General features: G+C 65.9%; 15 protein-coding genes. 12 read left to right on the top strand and 3 right to left on the bottom strand.

Features of this window, described 5'->3' with window-relative positions:
* The first annotated feature begins 27 nt into the window (after nucleotides 1-27).
* The 3 genes from uvrC to leuB are packed head-to-tail and all read left to right on the top strand — an operon-like array spanning nucleotide 28 to nucleotide 3,776.
* Entirely contained in the window at nucleotides 28-1,947 is a 1,920-nt protein-coding gene (gene uvrC, locus JAO74_RS02580) for an excinuclease ABC subunit UvrC (protein ID WP_199034698.1), read from the top strand.
* An 18-nt stretch (nucleotides 1,948-1,965) separates the two neighbouring features.
* Nucleotides 1,966-2,700 carry a DNA repair protein RecO gene (gene recO / locus JAO74_RS02585; RefSeq protein ID WP_199034699.1) on the top strand — a complete coding sequence of 245 codons (735 nt, stop codon included), beginning with the start codon at nucleotides 1,966-1,968 and terminating at the stop codon, nucleotides 2,698-2,700.
* Nucleotides 2,701-2,729: 29 nt separating this feature from the next.
* Nucleotides 2,730-3,776: a 3-isopropylmalate dehydrogenase gene (leuB, locus tag JAO74_RS02590; RefSeq protein WP_199034700.1), complete on the top strand. Its 1,047-nt coding sequence runs from the start codon at nucleotides 2,730-2,732 to the stop codon at nucleotides 3,774-3,776.
* Between the two features lie 35 nt (nucleotides 3,777-3,811).
* Here the strand turns inward: leuB and JAO74_RS02595 are convergent, their stop codons facing one another.
* Nucleotides 3,812-5,047 carry a phospholipid carrier-dependent glycosyltransferase gene (locus tag JAO74_RS02595; protein ID WP_332908712.1) on the bottom strand — a complete coding sequence of 412 codons (1,236 nt, stop codon included), beginning with the start codon at nucleotides 5,045-5,047 and terminating at the stop codon, nucleotides 3,812-3,814.
* A gap of 65 nt (nucleotides 5,048-5,112) precedes the next feature.
* Between JAO74_RS02595 and JAO74_RS02600 the strand changes: the two genes are divergently transcribed.
* The 4 genes from JAO74_RS02600 (at nucleotide 5,113) to JAO74_RS02615 (ending at nucleotide 7,987) form a co-directional block, all read left to right on the top strand.
* Nucleotides 5,113-6,321, top strand: coding sequence for a trans-sulfuration enzyme family protein (locus tag JAO74_RS02600; protein WP_199034704.1), 1,209 nt, complete (start codon nucleotides 5,113-5,115; stop codon nucleotides 6,319-6,321).
* On the top strand, nucleotides 6,321-6,719 hold the full coding sequence (gene apaG / locus JAO74_RS02605; RefSeq protein WP_199034707.1) for a Co2+/Mg2+ efflux protein ApaG: 399 nt from the start codon (nucleotides 6,321-6,323) through the stop codon (nucleotides 6,717-6,719). The genes JAO74_RS02600 and apaG overlap by 1 nt, the downstream gene beginning before the upstream one ends.
* Nucleotides 6,716-7,507 carry a LysR family transcriptional regulator gene (locus JAO74_RS02610; RefSeq protein ID WP_199034708.1) on the top strand — a complete coding sequence of 264 codons (792 nt, stop codon included), beginning with the start codon at nucleotides 6,716-6,718 and terminating at the stop codon, nucleotides 7,505-7,507. The genes apaG and JAO74_RS02610 overlap by 4 nt, the downstream gene beginning before the upstream one ends.
* A 63-nt stretch (nucleotides 7,508-7,570) precedes the next feature.
* A complete protein-coding gene (locus JAO74_RS02615; protein ID WP_199034709.1) occupies nucleotides 7,571-7,987 on the top strand; it encodes a VOC family protein in 417 nt (138 codons plus the stop codon).
* Here JAO74_RS02615 and JAO74_RS02620 read toward each other — a convergent pair.
* The gene (locus tag JAO74_RS02620) at nucleotides 7,984-8,835 is read right to left on the bottom strand and encodes an ABC transporter permease (protein ID WP_199034711.1); all 852 of its coding nucleotides are present in this window, start codon (nucleotides 8,833-8,835) and stop codon (nucleotides 7,984-7,986) included. The two genes, JAO74_RS02615 and JAO74_RS02620, sit on opposite strands and share 4 nt — an antisense overlap.
* 63 nt (nucleotides 8,836-8,898) lie before the next feature.
* On the opposite strand from JAO74_RS02620, the gene JAO74_RS02625 reads away from it, so the two are divergent.
* Nucleotides 8,899-9,570, top strand: a complete 672-nt coding sequence (locus JAO74_RS02625) for a GcrA family cell cycle regulator (RefSeq protein WP_199034712.1) — start codon at nucleotides 8,899-8,901, stop codon at nucleotides 9,568-9,570.
* 415 nt (nucleotides 9,571-9,985) lie between these two features.
* Here JAO74_RS02625 and JAO74_RS02630 read toward each other — a convergent pair whose 3' ends face one another.
* Entirely contained in the window at nucleotides 9,986-10,825 is an 840-nt protein-coding gene (locus tag JAO74_RS02630; RefSeq protein WP_199034713.1) for an outer membrane protein, read from the bottom strand.
* 148 nt (nucleotides 10,826-10,973) lie between these two features.
* On the opposite strand from JAO74_RS02630, the gene parE reads away from it, so the two are divergent.
* The 4 genes from parE (at nucleotide 10,974) to hslO (ending at nucleotide 16,337) form a co-directional block, all read left to right on the top strand.
* Nucleotides 10,974-12,953 (top strand): DNA topoisomerase IV subunit B, encoded by a 1,980-nt coding sequence (parE, locus tag JAO74_RS02635; protein ID WP_199034714.1) that lies wholly within the window; start codon nucleotides 10,974-10,976, stop codon nucleotides 12,951-12,953.
* A 104-nt stretch (nucleotides 12,954-13,057) separates the two neighbouring features.
* A complete protein-coding gene (locus JAO74_RS02640; protein WP_199034715.1) occupies nucleotides 13,058-14,248 on the top strand; it encodes an aspartate aminotransferase family protein in 1,191 nt (396 codons plus the stop codon).
* 141 nt (nucleotides 14,249-14,389) lie between these two features.
* Complete coding sequence (gene argF, locus JAO74_RS02645; protein ID WP_199034716.1) at nucleotides 14,390-15,307, top strand: ornithine carbamoyltransferase; 918 nt, start codon at nucleotides 14,390-14,392, stop codon at nucleotides 15,305-15,307.
* A gap of 112 nt (nucleotides 15,308-15,419) precedes the next feature.
* Nucleotides 15,420-16,337: an Hsp33 family molecular chaperone HslO gene (hslO, locus tag JAO74_RS02650; RefSeq protein WP_199035191.1), complete on the top strand. Its 918-nt coding sequence runs from the start codon at nucleotides 15,420-15,422 to the stop codon at nucleotides 16,335-16,337.
* The last annotated feature ends 12 nt before the right edge of the window (nucleotides 16,338-16,349 follow it).

Raw genomic sequence — 16,349 nt, forward strand, 5'->3', positions numbered from 1 at the left:
GGGTGGGCACCCTAGATTCCGGCAACGATGTCAGCCCCCACCTCCGATCGCTTCAACGAAGAACAACAGACCTACACCCTGCGCGGATCGGACACGCCCGATCTCGACGCCGGCGTCGCCGCGATCCGCAACGTGTTGCAAACCCTGCCACAACGGTCAGGTGTCTACCGGATGCAGGATGCCAAGGGGGACGTGCTGTACATCGGCAAGGCGCGTTCGCTGAAACAGCGGGTCGCCAACTACACGCAGATCAAGGCGCTGCCGAAGCGGCTCCAGCGGATGGTGTCGCAAACCCGGTCGATGACCATCGTCACGACGAACAACGAGGCGGAGGCGCTGCTGCTCGAAGCGCAACTCATCAAGCGCTATCGCCCCGCCTACAACGTCCTGCTGCGCGACGACAAAAGCTTCCCCTTCATCCTGCTGCGCGCCGACAGCGATTTCCCCCGCGTCCAGAAGCATCGTGGTGCCCGCCGCGCGGTCGGCAATTACTATGGCCCCTTCGCCAGTGCCGGCAGTGTCAACAACACGTTGAACGCCTTGCAGAAGCTGTTCCTGCTGCGCTCTTGCACCGATGGTTTCTTCAAGACCCGTGATCGGCCCTGCCTGCTCTACCAGATCAAGCGTTGCTCGGCGCCCTGTGTCGGCCGCATCGACAAGGCTGACTATGCCGAACTGGTCGGCGACGCGAAGGACTTCCTCGCCGGCAAATCGACGCAGGTGCAGGCCAAGCTGGGCGCGCAGATGCAGGCGGCTGCCGAGGCCATGGATTTCGAACTCGCCGCGCTGTTCCGCGATCGTCTCCGTGCGCTCACCTTCGTACAGGGAACGCAGGCGATCAATGCGGAGGGCGTCGGCGATGCCGACGTCTTCGCGCTCGCCTGTCAGGACGGTCTGATCGGTATCCAGGCGTTCTTCATCCGTGGCGGCCAGAACTGGGGCCATCGCAGCTTCTTCCCCACCCACACCGCCGAGGTGCCGGAGGACGAGGTGATGACCAGCTTCCTCACCCAATTCTACGAAGAGGTCCCGCCCGCCCGCACCATCTTGCTCGATCGCGAATTGGAGGAAGGCGAGTTGCTGGCACAGGCGCTGGGCGATGCCGCCGGCTACAAGGTCGCGCTGTCGGTGCCGCAACGCGGCGACCGCCGGCGCCTGATGGAACAGGCCAAGCGCAACGCCGTCGAGGCACTGGAACGCCGGCTCGCCGAAAGCACGACGCAGGCCAAACTGTTGCGCGAGATCGCCGAGCTGTTCGAGCTGGAAGGGCCGCCCGACCGCATCGAAATCTACGACAACAGCCACATCCAGGGCGCGAACGCGCTCGGCGCCATGGTCGTCGCCGGTCCGGAAGGGTTTCGCAAGGGCCAGTACCGCAAGTTCAACATCAAGGGGAACGAAGCGGCGACTGACGACGATTTCGGCATGATGCGCGAGGTGTTCCGCCGTCGCTTTACCCGGCAGATGGAGGAGAACCCCGATCGCGACGACGCCAGCTGGCCCGATCTGGTGCTGATCGACGGCGGCCGTGGTCAGTTGAACGCCGCCAAGACAGTCCTGGAGGATCTGGGCATCGAGGATGTCTGCTTGGTCGGCGTCGCCAAGGGGCCGAACCATGGTCGCGAGGGGCGGGAGGTGTTCCACCTGATGGACGGTCGCGAACTGACGCTGCCGGTCAACGCGCCCGTCCTGTTCTATCTTCAGCGGCTGCGGGACGAGGTTCACCGTTTCGTGATCGGTGCGCATCGTGACAAGCGGGCAAAGGCGATGGGTGCCTCTCCGCTGGACGAAGTGCCGGGCATCGGCCCGGCCCGCAAGAAGGCGCTGTTGATGCACTTCGGCACGGGCCGCGCCGTCCGTAACGCCAGCCTCGACGATCTGCAACGGGCACCGGGGGTCTCCGCGGCAGTCGCCCAGCAGGTCTATGATTTCTATCACGCGCGCTGATCCGATGCGGCCGCCTGCATGCATCTGACCACCCGCGCCATCCTGTTGTCCGCGCGGCCGCACGGTGAACATGGCAGCGTGGTACGGGCGCTGACGAGAGATGACGGCGTGCAGCCGGGATATGTCCGTTGCGGCAGGTCGCGGTCGCTTCGGCCGGTGCTTCAGCCGGGGAACATCGTGATGGGCGAATGGCGGGCGCGGACGGCCGAGCAGCTGCCGGCGCTGACGCTGGAACTCGTCGACAGCGCCGCGGCGCTCCATGGCGAGCCGCTGGCTGCAGCGGCGCTCGACTGGATCGCCGCGCTGACCGCAGCTACCTTGCCGGAGGCGCAGCCCTATCCGCGGCTGTATGATGGGCTGACCGGCGTTCTCGCCGCGCTGCTCGCCGCGCCCAGTGCGCGCGGATGGTCGGTGGCGCTTGTCCGTTATGAACTGCTGTTGCTCGGTCAATTGGGTTTCGGGCTCGACCTCGATCATTGTGTCGTGACCGGCACGAACGACGATCTTGGCTATGTCAGCCCGCGCACCGGTGGGGCGGTCAGCCGTGATGCGGCGACGGGATATGAGGAACGGTTGCTGCCGATCCCCGCCTTCCTGCCCGGCGGCACGGACACGCCGGACTGGTCCGATATTCTGGCCGGTCTGCGCCTGACCGGCCATTTTATCGCCCGCGATATCCTCACCGATCGCCGGGCTGCACCGCTCGCCGCGCGCGACCGGCTGGTCGACCGGATCAAGAGAGCGGTTGCGTAAGCCCGTCCCGGACGGCAGAGGCAGCCGCCATGACCCTCATCGCACTCCTCGCCGGCGACGGCATCGGCCCCGAAGTCACCGCCCAGGCCCGCCGCGTGCTGGAAGCGCTCGCCCCCGATCTGGTGTTCGAGGAGGGCGCGGTCGGCGGTGCCGCCTATCGCACGCAGGGGCACCCGCTGCCGCCGGAGACGCTGGCACTGGCCAAGCGGTCGGACGCAGTGCTGTTCGGCGCGGTCGGCGATCCCGCCTTCGATGCGCTGGAGCGCGCGATGCGGCCGGAGCAGGCGATCCTCGGCCTGCGCAAGGGTCTCGGTCTGTTCGCCAACCTGCGCCCCGCCAAGCTGTTCGCGGGTTTGGAAGACGCCTCCGCGCTCAAGCCCGAAATCGCACGCAAGATCGATCTCGTCATCGTTCGCGAGCTGACCGGTGATGTCTATTTCGGCGACAAGGGCAGGGGCCTGACCCGCACGGGCCTGCGCGAAGGCCATGACCTGATGCGCTATGACGAAGTCGAGGTCGCCCGCATCGCCCGCGTCGGGTTCGAGACCGCGCGTACCCGTCGTCACAAGCTGTTGTCGGTCGACAAGGCCAATGTCCTCGAGACCTCGCAGCTGTGGCGCGACGTGGTGAACGAGGTCGCGCGCGATTTCCCCGATGTGGCGCTCAGCCACATGTATGTCGATAACGCCGCGATGCAGCTGGTGCGCGATCCCGGCCAGTTCGACACGATCGTCACCGGCAATCTCTTCGGCGACATCCTGTCGGATCAGGCGTCGATGTGCGCCGGTTCGATCGGCATGCTCCCCTCCGCCGCGCTCGGCAGCAGTGCGCAGGGGATGTACGAACCGATCCACGGCTCCGCGCCGGACATCGCCGGGCAGGGCAAGGCGAACCCCTGCGCCGCGATCCTGTCCGCCGCGATGATGCTGCGCCATTCGCTGGACCGCGCCGATGTCGCCGACCGCATCGAAACCGCCGTTGCTGCCGCTATCCTGGCCGGGGCGCGCACCGCCGATCTCGGCGGCAGCATGAGTACCGACGCGATGGGCGACGCGATCATGGCGCAACTGGGATAGGTATGGGAGGGGCCGGGCGTGGCGCGTCGCAGGCGTCAGGGCCAGCTGGACAACCACATCCACCGCTCGAACGCCCGCGGCCCCGACAGCGGTGCGGCGGAGATGATCGGGTAGAAGTGCAGGAACAGCCCCGCCGCCACCACCAGATACGCCTCGTCCCACCCCGCCAGCCGAACCCGCCATCGGTCCAGCGCCACCGCGATGGCGATGCACAGCCAGATGCTCGGCAGATAATAATAATAGAAGAAACCCAGCGACTTGGGGATGACCGCCCACACCGCGAAACCAGCGATCCACACCGCCGCCGCCACCCCGAGCCGCACGTCGCGCGTCCGTAACCACCCGAGCGCACAGGCCACCACCGCGACCAATCCGCCCCAGATCACCGCCGGATTGCCGATCATCAGCACCCCGCGCTGCGCCCCGTCGACCGGCTCGTACAGATACCAGATCGGCCGCAGATCGACTGGCCAGGTCCACCATGATGACTGATAGGTATGCGGCGGCAGCACCTGCGTCTGCTGCGCATACATCTTCAGCTGGAACGGAATGAGCGTCGCCAGCGTCAGGGGATCGCGCGCGTAGAAAAAGGTCGGCGCGAAGGTCAAAAAGTAAGTCGCGACGCTGACCGTCCCCAGTACCGCCAGCCCGGCGATCACGTCCATGCCCGCCCATCGATCCGGTCGGCGATGCTTCAGCACCACCAGCGCCAGCCCCGCGAACGCCACGTACGGCGCGGCGGTCCACTTGCACCCCGTGGCCAGCCCCAGCAGCACCGCGCCCGCCACCCAGCGCCGCCACACTTGCGGCCGTGTGCCGTGCATCGCCCATAACAGGCATGCCGCTCCGGTCACGACGAACGCCGCCATGAACCCGTCGAGCATCGCGATCCTGGCCTGCACGAACACCGTGAACCCCAGCATCGCGCACACCGCGCCCGTCGCGGCCGGGCGTAGCCGCCGCGTCCCCAGCCACAACAATGCGAACACGCCTGCCACCACCGCCGTCCCCGCCAGCGTCGACAGCGCGCGCCATCCCAGCGAATTGTCGCCGAACAACGCGATTCCGGCGGCGATCAGCGTCTTGGCCATCAACGGATGTTCGATGTTGATCGGGCCATCCAGCGCCAGCAACTGGCGCGCGGCGGGCACATAATGCACCTCGTCGAACATCAATTTATGCGGCGTGGTGAGTCGCCACGCGAACAGAAGTTGTGCGACCAGCGCGATCAACAGGCCGAGCGGGATGGGGCGGCGGAGGAATTGTGGCACGGGCCGCCTTGTTCCCCGTCCGCCCTTCACTTGCAAGCGTCCGCCCATCGGGGCAAAGCGCGCGGATGAAGCGCAAGACCGGCCAGGACCGCACCATCACCTCCACCTGGAAGCCCGCGACGCAGGCGATCCGGGGCGGCACCGCGCGTTCCGAATATGGCGAGACGTCGGAAGCGCTCTTCCTCACCTCCGGCTATGCCTATGACTGCGCCGGCGACGCCGCGGCGCGGTTCGCGGGTGAGCAGGTGGGGATGACCTATTCCCGCCTCCAGAACCCCACCGTCGAGATGCTGGAACAGCGCATCGCCCTGCTGGAAGGGGCGGAGGCATGCCGCAGCATGGCGACCGGCATGGCGGCGATGACCGCGGCGCTGTTGTGTCAATTGCAACAGGGCGATCACCTCGTCGGCGGCCGCGCCGCGTTCGGATCGTGCCGCTGGCTGACGGATACGCTGTTGCCCAAATTCGGCATCGCCACCACCGTCGTCGATGCCCGCGATCCGCAGGCGTTTCTCGACGCGGTCAGGCCGGAGACGAAGGTCTTCTTCTTCGAAACGCCCGCCAACCCGACGATGGACGTGGTCGATCTCGCCGCCGTCTGCGCGATTGCGCGCGAGCGTGGGATCGTCACTGTAGTCGACAACGCTTTCGCCACGCCGGCCTTGCAACGGCCGATGGAATTCGGCGCGGATGTCGTCGCCTATTCAGCGACTAAGATGATGGACGGGCAGGGCCGGGTGCTGGCCGGTGCGGTCTGCGGAACGCAGGACTGGATCGACAACACGCTGCTGCCCTTCACGCGCAACACCGGCCCGACGCTATCGGCATTCAACGCCTGGGTGGTGTTGAAGGGGCTGGAGACGCTCGACCTGCGTATCCGCCGCCAGTCGGAAAATTCGGTAAAGGTCGGCACCTTCCTCGAAGGCCGCGTGCCGCGCGTGCTGCATCCGGGCCTCGCCAGCCATCCGCAGCATGAACTGGCGATGCGCCAGATGGCAGCGGCCGGCCCGATCTTTGCCTTCGAACTGGATGGCGGTCGCGAGCAGGCACATGGATTGCTCGACGCGCTGGCGCTGGTCGACATCTCGAACAACATCGGCGACTCCCGGTCGCTGATGACGCACCCGGCCTCCACCACCCATGCCAGCGTCTCGGTCGAAAAGCGCGACGAAATGGGTATCGACGAAGGCATGCTGCGGCTCAACGTCGGGCTGGAAGACGCCGACGACGTGATCGCCGATCTCGATCAGGCGCTACGGCAGGTCGGCCTGTGATGAAGGCGCTGTTCCCCCATGCGACGACGACGCTGGGGGTAACGGTGCGCGTGTCGGTCAGTTACCTGCCCGAACAATCCGAACCGGCGCGGGGGCGCTGGTTCTGGGCCTATCACATCCGGCTGGAGAACGAGGGCGATCAGACGGTGCAATTGCTCACCCGCCACTGGATCATCACCGACGGTCGCGGTGCGCGCCACACGGTGGAGGGCGAGGGCGTCGTCGGCGAGCAGCCGTTGATCGAACCCGGCGCCAGCTTCGATTATGTCTCCGGCTGCCCGCTGGCGACGCCGACCGGCGCCATGCAGGGTAGTTACCGCATGATCGGCGAGGACGGGGCGACCTTCGACGTCGATATTCCCCGCTTCGCCCTGATCGCGCCCACGGTGACGCCATGAAACGCACCCATCTTCCGCTGAACGGCCTGCGCGTCCTCGATGCCGCCGCCCGCCATCTGTCCTTCACCCGCGCCGCCGACGAACTCGCCGTCACCCCGGCGGCGGTCGGCCAGCAGATCAGGGCGTTGGAGGACACGCTGGGCGTCGTCCTCTTCCGTCGCACCACGCGGGGTCTGGAACTGACGCCGGAGGGTGAGGCGGGGCTCGCGCCGTTGCGCGATGGCTTCCTTCAGTTCGAAGAAGCCGTGCGAGCGATGCAGGCGGGTCAGTCCTCCAAGTCCCTCACCATCGCCGCTCCCCGCGACCTGACCGAAAAGTGGCTGATGCCACGCCTCGCCCGGATCGCCGCTACCGATCCCGACCTGCGGTTCGTGCTGTTGTCGGCCGAGGAGGGAATTGATTTCACCCAGGCCAATCTCGATCTCGCGATCCGCTGGGGCGACGGGCCGGGCGAGCATGAGGGGGAGGCGATCGAATCGGACGGCATGATAACCGTTACCGCCCCCACCGAAGCCGCGACGAGCATCATCACCTGGCCTGGCAGCCCCGATGGCGATGCGAGTGCGCCGATGCAGGTCGCCGACGCCGGGCTGGCGCTCGATGCCGCCGCCGCCGGCCTTGGCCGTGCGACGGTGCCGGAGTTGCTGGCGGCCAACGATCTGGCGACCGGCCGCGTGGTGGCGATTGGCGACACCGTGCCGTCGCGGGGCGGTTACTGGCTGGTCGCGCCATTGCCGCAGTGGCGGCAGAAGAAGGTGAAGGCGCTGGTGGAGGCGCTGGCGGTCTGACCCGGATTGACCGGTCGCCTTCCCGATTCGGCGGCCGATCCTTCAAGCGATAGGGAGCATTCCATGCCAGGACTGTTGCTCAACATCGACGTACCCGACATCGATCGCGGCATCGCTTTCTATACGATCGCTTTCGACCTGACGGTCGGGCGCCGCTTCGATGATGATTTCGTCGAACTGCTCGGCGCGCCGGCGCCGATCTATCTGATTGCCAATGCCGCCGGCACGACGATCGGTCCAGTCAGCGGCGATGTCCGGCGGTACGATCGTCACTGGACGCCGGTCCATCCCGATATCGTCGTGGAAGACCTCGACACCGCGATCGATCGGGCCATCGCCGCTGGTGCCGTGCAGGAGGGCGATACGCGGTCGGCGCCCTATGGCCGCATCGCGACCTTTGCCGATCCGTTCGGCCACGGCTTTTGCCTGATCGAGTTCAACGCGGCCGGATACGACGCGTTGTTACCGGACGGCGGCTAGTTCTTCAGCCGCCATCCGCGCTTTAGCAGCGTATAGCAGGTTAGCCCGAGCACCACGTCGATCCCCAGCACCACCAGCGCCCCGAACATCACCGGCGAATCGGCGATCCCCAGAAAGCCGTAACGGAAGCCCGAGATGATGTAGAAGAAGGGGTTGGCATGGCTGATCGCCCGCCAAGTCGGGTCCAGCGCATCGACCGAATAGAATGTCCCCGACAGCAGCGACAGTGGTGCCACGACGAAATTCGTGACCGCCGCGGCATGATCGAACTTCTCCGCCCAGACCGATGTCAGCACCCCGAGCAGCGCCAGGAAGATCGATCCGCCGATGCCGAACCACAGGATCGCCAGCGGCGCACGCGGCATCACATGCACGCTCGGCCACAGCGCCATCGCCAATCCCACCGCGCATCCGACGAAGATCGCCCGCGTCACCGCCCCGCCGACCAGCGCCGCCAGCAATTCCGCCGTCGACAGCGGCGGCATCAGGTAATCGACGATCGTCCCCTGGATCTTGCCGACCAGCAGCGAGAAACTGGCATTGGCGAATGCGTTTTGCAGCATCCCCATCACGATCAGGCCGGGAGCGATGAAATCGGCAAACGGCACCGCGATTCCAGCGACCTGCACCGCATGCCGGCTGCCCAGCGCGACGGTGAAGATGACCAGAAACAACAGCGTCGTGATCGCCGGCGCCCAGATGGTCTGGAGTTGCACCTTGAAGAAACGGCGCACCTCCTTGATATAGAGGGTGCGAAGGCCGCCCCAGTTGATGCTACGGATGACGGGCACGCCGGGGGCGTTGCGGACCGCTGACTGAATTTCGCCGATTGGGGGCTGGCTGCTCATCGTGCAAGCGCGTAGTCGCTGCCGCCGCCGCCCGCAACTGGCCGTATTGCTGAGGAACGACTAATGTCATGGACCGACGAGCGGATCGAAACGCTCAGGACGATGTGGGAAGGTGGCCAGACGGCCAGCCAGATCGCGGAAGCACTGGGCGAGGTTAGCCGCAATGCCGTGATCGGCAAGGCGCATCGCCTGGGTCTTCAGGCGCGCCCGTCGCCGGTGAAATCGTCATCGTCGAGCGAGCCGGCGCCCGTAGCGGTCGAGCCTGCGCCCGAGCCGGTCGTGGAGGCTGCGCCACCGCCGCCGCCGCCGCCTCCACCCCCGGCACCTGAACCCGAGCCGGAAGTCGAGGATGACGAGGTCGTTGCGGCGCCCGAAGCCGTGCGCGAAGCACCGCCGCAGCCCATCCTGCGTTCGGTCGGCCCCGGCGGCTTCCTGCGCCAGGCCCCCGGCGAACAGCAGCCGCCGATCGCGCCTGCGCCGCCGCGCCGGCTGGTGCCGGCCAAGCCGTCCGCCGAGATCGCCGGCAAGACGGGTCTCCTCGATTTGAACGATCGCATCTGCAAATGGCCGCTCGGTCATCCGGGTGAGCCGGACTTCCATTTTTGCGGCAAGGCGGTGAATCCGGGCTTCCCGTACTGCGTGGATCACTGCGGTCATGCCTATCAGGCGCAGTTGCCCCGCCGCGATCGCCGTCCTCCGCCGCCGCTGCCGTTTGGCGGACCAAGGGTTCGCTAGGCGCCTGCGCCGAGCGGCCCCTTGGTCCGCCCGGCCGACGCGGCTTACGCCGCGTTCGACGTCACGGGCTTTGCCCGCGACCGGGCCAAAGCCGGGGTACTGGATATGAAGATGCCCGCTGGTTGCGAAACCGGCGGGCTTTTTCGTATCGTCGGATAGGGCTTTTGATCCGATCCGTTACTGTCGGGCGACGTCGAGGCTCTTAACCTTCGACTGCGCGCAGGCCGAATGGTGTCGGCCCGAATTTCATACGGGTCGCATAAGGCACCGTCGTCGCTCATAAAAAGAGGCCGCCCCCGTCAGGAAGCGACCTCTTCTCGTGGCTCGCCGCGGCAAAGCCGCGTCGTCGGACAGCGCTGTGCGCTGCCGGCCGGGCTTGGAAGGCTGGCGGCCATGGTCGCCAGCCTTCCAAGCCTCAGAACCGGAACGCCGCCGTGGCGCGGATGCTGTGCCAGCGGAACTTGTCGTCGCTGCGCGCGATGTCCGTGCCGTTCACGGTGCCGCCATTGGTGGCATTCGTGAAGGGCGTACCGGCCGGACCGGTCACGCGGACGCGATAGTCGTTATCCTGATACTGGTGGTACATATACTCCATGCCCACCGAGAAGTTGCGGCCGAGCTTCTGCTCGATGCCGCCGCCGCCCAGGATACCCCACTGATTGCGATCGCCGCGACCGGTGAACGTGTTGGTACTCTGCGACGATGAGAATGACCGGTCGATGCGGGCATAGCCGGCGCCGAACGTGCCGTAGAACAGCGTCGTGTCGGCCGCGTAACCGGCGCGACCACGGATCGACGATTCCCACTTTACGCTGCGCGTCATCACATAGTTGGCGGGCGTGGACGAGAAGCCCGTAACGCTGTCGGTGATCTCGGACTTGCCGAACTCGCCAACCGCACCGATCACGATGTTGCTGCGCTGCACGTCCATACCGACGCGGCCATAATAGGCCCAGCCGTCCTTGTCGTTACGGCAGGCGACGTTAGCGGTTTGGGTCGCGCGACCGTTGCAGAAACCCGGGTTGAACGCGTTCCCGCCGGTGCCGGTCAGCACGGTGTTGTTGAAGTTGCCGTCCAGATTCCGATCGAACAGGATGCGTGAACCGACATCGTTCGGCTGTACGTCGTAACCGCCGGCCGCACCGACATAGATGCCCGAGAATGAACGATCCTCGGTGGTTTCCTGTGCGAAGGCGGGCGTCGCCAGCGCAGCGAAGGAGGCCAGACCGAGCAGGCCAGCAGTAAGCTTTTGCATGAAAATTCCGTCATCTTTTTGAATGGAGACCCAGAAACGGGCGAAAAGGCTGGAAATATCCTGATTGACCCAAGTTGTTTTCAGCTGTGGCAATCGCGCAACAGCCGCTGCGCTGGCGTCGCCCTGCGACACCGCCTATGTTCTTCCTATGTCCAAGGATCTGTTCGCGGCGCCTCCCGCTCAGGAAAGCTATGACGCCTCGTCGATCGAGGTGCTGGAGGGGCTGGAGCCGGTCCGCCGTCGCCCCGGCATGTATGTCGGCGGCACTGACGAACGCGCGCTGCATCATCTCGCCGCCGAGGTGCTCGACAATGCGATGGACGAGGCGGTCGCCGGCCACGCCACCCGGATCGAAGTGACGCTGGAACCCGGCAATCGTCTGACCATCACCGACAACGGCCGCGGTATCCCGGTCGATCCGCATCCGAAATTTCCCGACAAGTCGGCGCTTGAGGTGATTCTCTCGACACTTCACTCGGGCGGCAAGTTCGCCGGCAAGGCCTATGCCACCAGTGGTGGCCTGCACGGCGTCGGCATCTCCGTCGTCAACGCACTGTCGTCCGACACGGTGGTCGAGGTCGCCCGCGACCGGCAGCTATACCGCCAGCGTTTCGCCAAGGGCCAGACGCTCGGCCCCCTCGAACAGGTCGGCGCCGCCCCCAATCGACGTGGCACCTCGGTCGCCTTTACCCCCGATACCGAGATATTCGGCCCCGAACTCGCGTTCAAACCTGCGCGTCTCTACAAGCTGGCCCGGTCCAAGGCGTACCTGTTCGCGGGCGTCGAAATCCGTTGGCATTGCGCGGCTGGACTGGTCGAGACCAGCGATACGCCGGCCGAGGCGGTGTTCCAGTTCCCCGGCGGCCTCGCCGATCACCTGCGCGAACAGATCGGCGGTCGCGAATGCGCGACGGCGGATTTCTTTGCCGGGTCGCAGGACTTTCCCGGCGGGCAGGGACGTGTCGAATGGGCCGTCGCCTGGCCGCTATGGAGCGACGGCAGCTTCAGTTGGTACTGCAACACCATCCCGACCCCCGATGGCGGCACGCACGAACAGGGTCTGCGGCAGGCACTTGTTCGTGGCCTTCGGCATTTCGGCGAACTGGTGAACCAGAAAAAGGCAAAGGACATCACCGCCGACGATTTGATGGTCGGCAGCGAACTGATGCTCTCGGTCTTCATCCGCGAACCGCAATTTCAGAGCCAGACCAAGGATCGCCTGACCAGTCCGGAGGCCGCCGGTCTGGTCGAGCGTGCGATGCGTGACCATTTCGACCATTGGCTCGGCCACAACATGGACCGGGGCAAGGCGCTGCTCGGCTATGTCCTGGACCGAATGGACGAGCGCCTGCGCCGCAAGGCCGAACGCGACGTCAAGCGCAAGACCGCGACCTCGGCGCGCAAGCTGCGCCTGCCCGGCAAACTGACCGACTGTTCCGCCAACGACCCCGCCGGCACCGAGTTGTTCATTGTCGAGGGCGATTCGGCCGGCGGCTCCGCCAAACAGGCACGCGACCGCAAGACGCAGGCGATCCTGCCGATCCGCGGCAAGATTCTGAATGTGGCATCGGCCACCAGCGCGAAGATCTTCGCCAATCAGGAAATCGCCGACCTGATCCAGGCGCTCGGCTGCGGCACGCGCAAGGACTGCATCGCCGATAATCTTCGTTACGAACGCATCGTCATCATGACCGACGCCGATGTCGATGGCGCGCATATCGCGACGTTGCTGATGACGTTCTTTTTTCAGGAGATGCCCGATCTCGTCCGGCGCGGGCATCTGTATCTGGCCCAGCCGCCGCTCTATCGCCTGACCGCCGGCGCCAAGTCGCTCTACGCCCGTGACGATGCCCACCGCGCGGAGCTGGAACGCACCGCGTTCAGGAACAAGAAGGTCGAGGTCGCGCGCTTCAAGGGTCTCGGCGAGATGAACCCGATGCAGTTGCGCGAGACCACGATGGACCCCGCCAGCCGATCGATGATCCGCATCACCCTGCCACAGGAATATGAGGAGCGGGCGGGGGTGAAGGATCTGGTCGATCGCCTGATGGGCACCAACCCCGCCCACCGCTTCGCCTTCATCCAGGAAAACGCCGCCCGGCTGGATGAGGAAGCGCTGGATGCGTAAGGAATAGGAAGCGCGGTCATGGTGTTGACCGGCTGTGCCGTCTGCCCGTATCAGGCGCATCGGGCGGCCCCCTTGGCCGCCCTTTCTCGTTGGAGGGAGCCATCATGTCTACGCCCGCGCTCATGCCCGTCTATCCACGGTGCGGTGTGCGTCCGGTGCGAGGCGAAGGCGTCTACCTGATCGGCGAGGATGGCGAACGCTATCTCGATTTCGCCAGCGGCATCGCGGTCAACGCATTGGGTCATGGCCACCCGACGTTGGTGAAGGCGATCGCGGATCAGGCGGCGACCCTGATGCACGTATCGAACCTGTACGGCAGTCCGCAGGGCGAGCATCTGGCCCAGCGGCTGGTCGATGCGACCTTCGCCGACACGGTGTTCTTCACCAATTCGGGTGCAGAGGCGGTGGAATGCGCGATCAAGACCGCGCGCCGTTATCATTTCGCCAACGGCAACCCGCAGCGGCACGACCTGATCACGTTCAACAACGCGTTCCATGGTCGCACGCTCGGCACGATCTCGGCCACCAATCAGGCCAAGATGCGCGACGGATTCGAGCCGTTGTTGCCCGGCTTCAAATACGCGACGTTCAACGATCTGGCCGGCGCGCTGGCGCTGATCGACGACAACACCGCCGGCTTCCTGGTCGAACCAATCCAGGGTGAGGGCGGACTGACCGTCGGCACCGACGAATTCATCCACGGCCTGCGTGCCGCCTGCGACGAACACGGCCTGTTGCTGGTGCTGGATGAGGTGCAGTGCGGTTACAGCCGGACCGGCAAGTTCTTTGCGCACGAGCTATATGGCATCACGCCCGATATCATGGCGGTGGCCAAGGGCATCGGCGGCGGTTTCCCGCTCGGCGCCTGCCTTGCGACCGAGGAAGCGGCCAAGGGCATGGTCGCCGGCACGCATGGTTCCACCTATGGCGGCAACCCGCTGGCGATGGCGGCGGGAGAGGCGGTGCTGGACGTGATGCAGGCCGATGGCTTCCTCGATCACGTCACCGCGATGGGCGATCGGCTGCGGTCGTCGCTGGAACAGATGATCCCCAACCACGATCATCTGTTTCAGGAGGTGCGCGGACGCGGACTGATGATGGGGCTGAAGCTGAAGAGCGACAGCCGCCGCTTCGTTGCCCATTGCCGCGACAACCACGGGCTGCTGACGGTGGCGGCGGGCGAGAATGTCGTCCGCATCCTGCCGCCGCTGGTGATCGACGAAAGCCATATCGCCGAATTCACCCAGAAACTGAGCGACGCCGCGCGGGTCTACGTACCGGCAAGCGACGATTGACACGATCCTCCCCGGCACGGGGAGGGGGGACCATGCAAAGCATGGTGGAGGGGGATCGCCCCATAGTGCAGCGTGTGTGGATACTACTCTCCCCACGCTCTGCGAACGCGATCTCCTTCCCCTTGCGGGGGAGGACTTCCGATGCGCCATTTCCTGAATCTGTCCGATGCGGGTGCCGACGGCATTGCCGCGATGCTGGCTGACGCGCTCGATCGCAAGGCTGCCCGTGCTGGCTGGCCAAAGGGGCGCGCGGATACCGATGCGCCGCTCGCTGGCCACACGCTGGCGATGGTGTTCGAGAAGAACTCCACCCGCACGCGCGTCAGCTTCGACATGGCGATCCGCCAGCTCGGCGGCACCTCGATCGTCATGGATGCCGGCACCATGCAGCTCGGCCGGGGCGAGAGCGTGGCCGATACCGCGCGTGTCCTGTCGGGCTATTGCGACGCCATCATGATCCGCACCGACGACCATGCCAAGGTCGAGGAGATGGCGCATTACGCCTCCGTCCCCGTCATCAACGGCCTGACCGATGCCTCGCACCCTTGCCAGATCATGGCCGACCTGCTGACCATCATCGAATCGGGCAAGGCGCTGCCCGGCCTGAAGGTCGCGTGGCTGGGCGATGGCAATAACGTGCTGGCCTCGATCGTCGAGGCCGCCGGGCTGATGCAGTTCGATGTCGTCGCCGCCTGTCCGCAAGGGTTCGCCCCCGACGAGGAAGCGATCGTCGCGGCTTCCGGTCGCGCCCGCGTCGTCTCCGACCCGCGCGAGGCGGCGGAGGGAGCCGACATCATCGTCACCGACACCTGGATATCGATGGGTCAATCCCATGCCGACACCAAACTGAAGGCGCTCGGCCCCTATCAGGTCACGCCCGACCTGATGGCGCTGGCCAAGCCGGACGCCAAATTCCTCCACTGCCTCCCCGCGCATCGCGGCGAGGAAGTGGCAACGGCGGTGATCGACGGTCCGCAGTCGCTGATCTGGCCGGAGGCGGAAAACCGGTTGCATGCGCAGAAGTCCGTCCTCCGCTGGTGCTTCGGCCAGATCGGTTGATCGCCGCGCGGTCAGGGCCATATCCGTCAGGTCGGTAACCACCGGCACTTCCCTTTTCAGGCGCCTTCGCGGCAAGAGGTTCCGGTTCGCGCCGGAATGACGGATGACGATGATGACCGAGCAGATTCTTTCCGACACTGACCGGGCCCTGGGCTTCACCATCCCGTCGCGTCACGCGCGCGGCCGTGTCGTGCGTCTGGGGTCATCGCTCGACACGATCCTGTCCGCACACGCCTATCCACCGGCGATCGAGCGGCTGTTGACCGAGGCGCTGACGCTGTGTGCGCTGATGGGATCGACGCTGAAGGACGAAAGCGGTCAGCTGACCATGCAAACGCGCAGCGATGCCGGCGTCGTGCAATTGCTGGTCTGCGATTATCGCGGCGGAGAACTGCGCGGCTATATCCAGTACGACGCCGACCGCTTGGCAGAGGCGCCGGAGCAGCCGACACTGTTCGCGTTGTTCGGTCAGGGATATCTGGCGATCACCTTCGATCTCGCCACCTCGGGCGAACGATATCAGGGCATCGTCCCGCTCGACGGCGAAACGCTGGCCGAGGCGGCGCAAAGCTATTTTGTCCAGTCCGAGCAGATTCCGACCCTCGTCCGCCTCTGCATCGGACGCGATGCCACCGGCCGCACCATCGCTGGCGGCCTGCTGCTCCAGCATCTGCCGGAGGGGGAGGCCGGGCGCGAGCGACTTCATACCCGGCTCGATCATCCGGAATGGGAACATGTCGCCGCTCTCGGCAGTACGATGGGCGCCGATGAGCTGGCCGATCCGGCGATCCCGCTGGAGACGCTGATCTGGCGGCTGTTCAACGAGGAAAGCGAGATTCGCGTCCTGGCGTCGACGCCGATCGTGCGGGGGTGCCGCTGCACGCCCGACCATATCCTGGGTGTCCTCGCGAAGTTTCCGGTCGAGGATCGGCGCGAGATGGCGGATGCGGATGGCGTGATCGAGGTCGATTGCGCCTTTTGCGCGACGAAGTTTCCGGTGTCCGCCGAAGACCTGACACCGGTGCGTTAACGCGCTGTTTAC

It is taken from the genome of Sphingomonas mollis (assembly GCF_016427505.1).
Classification (GTDB): domain Bacteria; phylum Pseudomonadota; class Alphaproteobacteria; order Sphingomonadales; family Sphingomonadaceae; genus Sphingomonas; species Sphingomonas mollis.